The sequence below is a fragment of the Streptomyces sp. NPDC059456 genome (assembly GCF_042750055.1).
In the GTDB taxonomy this organism is placed as follows: domain Bacteria; phylum Actinomycetota; class Actinomycetes; order Streptomycetales; family Streptomycetaceae; genus Streptomyces.
Genome location: NZ_JBHYVA010000459.1, coordinates 1 through 3,628 on the forward strand (window position 1 = coordinate 1; position 3,628 = coordinate 3,628).

Below are 3,628 nucleotides of genomic sequence, written 5' to 3' on the forward strand. Positions count from 1 at the left end.
GCGGGCCGCCCGCGGGCGGGCGGGGCTGTGGCGCGGCTGGGGGCGTTCGGCGGCCGGGGGCGCCCCCGCGGCGGACGCCACCGCAGAGGGCGCCGCACGGGAGCGGCTGCGGCGGTGGCGGATGGTGCTCGGCGCGGACGGGGACGGGACCGGGTGCGTGCCGGACGGGCCCGACGCCGGGATGGACGCCGCGCTCGGCGCGCTCTACGGGAGCGGCGGGGCCGCCGGGCGCGGCTCCGCCGGGCGCAGCGGCGGGCTCGGCGGATCCGCGCCGAACGTGGCCCGCTGGCTGGGGGACATCCGTACGTACTTCCCCGCCTCCGTCGTCCAGGTCATGCAGCGGGACGCCATCGAGCGGCTGGGCCTGGCCACCCTCCTCCTGGAGCCGGAGATGCTGGAGGCCGTCCAGCCCGACGTGCACCTCGTCGGCACCCTCCTGTCCCTCAACAAGGCGATGCCGGAGACCACCCGCGAAACGGCCCGTGCCGTGGTCCGCGCCGTCGTCCGGCAACTGGAGGAGCGGCTCGCGTCCCGCACCCGCGCCACCCTCACCGGCGCCCTCGACCGCTCCGCCCGGACCGGCCGCCCCCGGCACGCGGACATCGACTGGGACCGGACCATCCGGGCGAATCTCAAGCACTACCTTCCCGAGCACCGGACCGTCGTCCCCGAGCGGCTCATCGGCCACGGCCGGGCGGCACAGTCGGTCCGGAAGGAGGTGGTCCTGTGCATCGACCAGTCCGGGTCGATGGCGGCCTCCGTGGTGTACGCGTCCGTCTTCGGCGCGGTCCTCGCCTCGATGCGTTCGATCGCGACGCGGCTCGTCGTGTTCGACACGGCCGTGGCCGACCTGACGGATCAGCTCGACGATCCGGTCGACGTCCTCTTCGGTACGCAGCTCGGCGGCGGCACCGACATCAACCGCGCCCTCGCCTACTGTCAGTCGAAGATCACCCGCCCTGCCGACACCGTTGTGGTCCTCATCAGTGATCTCCACGAGGGCGGCATACGCAACGAGATGCTGGGCCGCGTCGCGGCGATGAAGGCGTCGGGCGTCGAGTTCGTCGCCCTGCTTGCACTGTCCGACGAGGGTGCTCCCGCCTACGACCACGAGCACGCGGCGGCCCTCGCGGCACTCGGCGCACCGGCCTTCGCCTGCACCCCCGACCTGTTCCCGGACGTGATGGCCGCGGCCCTGGAGAAGCGCCCCCCGCCCACCCCGTGACCGCTGGCGGATCACACGAATTTCCAGTTCAACCGTGAGGCGATCTGTGACAGGTATCACCGCTCAGGTGTGATATGCGATTTAGGGACGCAGGTCCCACGGGGATAACCTGCGGGACGGACATGCCGCGTCCACGGTCACCGTGTGCGCCTCCCTAGTGACAGCGCCGTCACGTTGCCCTCCGCGGCACGCCCACGCAGACAACCGCGAATCACTGCGAATCTTTGAAGACAAGGGACGGACGCGCGTGGACCTGTTCGAGTACCAGGCGAGGGACCTCTTCGCCAAGCACGGTGTACCGGTGCTGGCCGGTGAAGTCATCGACACGCCTGAGGCGGCTCGCGAGGCCACCGAGCGGCTGGGCGGCAAGTCGGTCGTCAAGGCGCAGGTGAAGGTCGGCGGCCGCGGCAAGGCCGGCGGCGTCAAGCTCGCCGCCACCCCGGACGAGGCCGTCGCCCGCGCGACGGACATCCTGGGCATGGACATCAAGGGCCACACGGTCCACAAGGTGATGATCGCCGAGACCGCTCCCGAGATCCTCGAGGAGTACTACGTCTCGTACCTGCTGGACCGTACCAACCGCACCTTCCTGGCCATGGCCTCGGTCGCGGGCGGCATGGACATCGAGCAGGTCGCCGAGGAGACCCCGGAGAAGCTCGCCAAGGTCCCGGTGAACGCCAACGAGGGCGTGACCATCGAGAAGGCCCGCGAGATCGTCGCGCTGGCGCAGTTCCCGGCCGAGGTCGCCGAGAAGGTCGCCGAGGTCCTCGTGACCCTGTGGGCGACCTTCATCGCCGAGGACGCGCTCCTCGTCGAGGTCAACCCGCTCGCGAAGGTCGCCTCCGGCGACGTCATCGCCCTCGACGGCAAGGTCTCGCTCGACGAGAACGCCGAGTTCCGCCAGCCGGGCCACGAGGAGTTCGTGGACCACGCGGCCGCGAACCCGCTCGAGGCCGCCGCCAAGGCGAAGAACCTCAACTACGTGAAGCTCGACGGCGAGGTCGGCATCATCGGCAACGGCGCGGGTCTCGTCATGAGCACCCTCGACGTCGTCGCGTACGCCGGTGAGAACCACGGCGGCGTCAAGCCGGCCAACTTCCTGGACATCGGCGGTGGCGCCTCCGCCGCCGTCATGGCCAACGGCCTCGAGATCATCCTCGGCGACCCGGACGTCAAGTCCGTCTTCGTCAACGTCTTCGGTGGCATCACCGCGTGTGACGAGGTCGCCAACGGCATCGTCCAGGCGCTGGCTCTGCTGGAGGAGAAGGGCGAGGCGGTCACCAAGCCGCTGGTCGTCCGTCTCGACGGCAACAACGCCGAGCTGGGTCGCAAGATCCTCTCGGACGCCAACCACCCGCTGGTGCAGCGCGTGGACACCATGGACGGTGCGGCCGACAAGGCCGCCGAGCTCGCGGCTGCGAAGTAAGGGCAGAGGTCACAGACTCACATGGCTATCTTCCTCAACAAGGACAGCAAGGTCATCGTCCAGGGCATGACCGGTGCCACGGGCATGAAGCACACCAAGCTGATGCTGGCTGACGGCACCAACATCGTCGGTGGCGTGAACCCGCGCAAGGCCGGCACGTCCGTCGACTTCGACGGCACCGAGGTCCCGGTCTTCGGTTCGGTCGCCGAGGCGATGGAGAAGACGGGCGCCAACGTCTCCGTCCTCTTCGTCCCGCCGGCGTTCGCCAAGGCCGCCGTCGTCGAGGCCATCGACGCCGAGATCCCGCTGGCCGTCGTCATCACCGAGGGCATCGCGGTGCACGACTCCGCCGCCTTCTGGGCGTACGCGACCGCCAAGGGCAACAAGACCCGCATCATCGGCCCGAACTGCCCGGGTCTGATCACCCCCGGCCAGTCCAACGCCGGCATCATCCCGGGCGACATCACCAAGCCCGGCAAGATCGGTCTCGTGTCCAAGTCCGGCACGCTGACCTACCAGATGATGTACGAGCTCCGTGACATCGGCTTCACCTCCGCCGTCGGCATCGGTGGCGACCCGGTCATCGGCACCACGCACATCGACGCCCTGGAGGCCTTCGAGGCCGACCCGGAGACCGAGCTCATCGTCATGATCGGCGAGATCGGCGGCGACGCCGAGGAGCGTGCGGCGGACTTCATCGCGAAGAACGTCACCAAGCCGGTCGTCGGCTACGTCGCGGGCTTCACCGCCCCCGAGGGCAAGACCATGGGCCACGCCGGCGCCATCGTCTCCGGCTCCTCCGGCACCGCGCAGGCCAAGAAGGAGGCCCTCGAGGCCGCCGGCGTCAAGGTCGGCAAGACGCCGACCGAGACCGCCAAGCTCGCGCGCGAGATCCTGAACGCCGCGCAGTAACGCTTGCCGTTGCCGTAGGCGCGTGTACGGGCGTGGGGGGGGGGGCGCGGGGGGGGGGGGGGGGC

3 protein-coding genes are annotated in these 3,628 nt (G+C 70.3%); all 3 read left to right on the plus strand.

Translation table 11 applies throughout. From position 1 onward, the window contains the following. The first annotated feature begins 121 nt into the window (after positions 1-121). Positions 122-1,225 (plus strand): VWA domain-containing protein, encoded by a 1,104-nt coding sequence (locus ACFXA3_RS30255; protein ID WP_385191786.1) that lies wholly within the window; start codon positions 122-124, stop codon positions 1,223-1,225. Positions 1,226-1,472: 247 nt separating this feature from the next. After that, entirely contained in the window at positions 1,473-2,651 is a 1,179-nt protein-coding gene (gene sucC, locus ACFXA3_RS30260) for an ADP-forming succinate--CoA ligase subunit beta (RefSeq protein WP_030290619.1), read from the plus strand. 21 nt (positions 2,652-2,672) lie between these two features. Next, on the plus strand, positions 2,673-3,563 hold the full coding sequence (sucD, locus tag ACFXA3_RS30265; RefSeq protein ID WP_054227728.1) for a succinate--CoA ligase subunit alpha: 891 nt from the start codon (positions 2,673-2,675) through the stop codon (positions 3,561-3,563). The last annotated feature ends 65 nt before the right edge of the window (positions 3,564-3,628 follow it).

Excerpts from the sequence above, each read along its gene's own strand:
- ACFXA3_RS30255 (WP_385191786.1), top strand. The coding sequence starts at position 122 with ATGGTGCTCGGCGCGGACGGGGACGGGACCGGGTGCGTGCCGGACGGG.
- sucD (WP_054227728.1), top strand. The coding sequence starts at position 2,673 with ATGGCTATCTTCCTCAACAAGGACAGCAAGGTCATCGTCCAGGGCATG.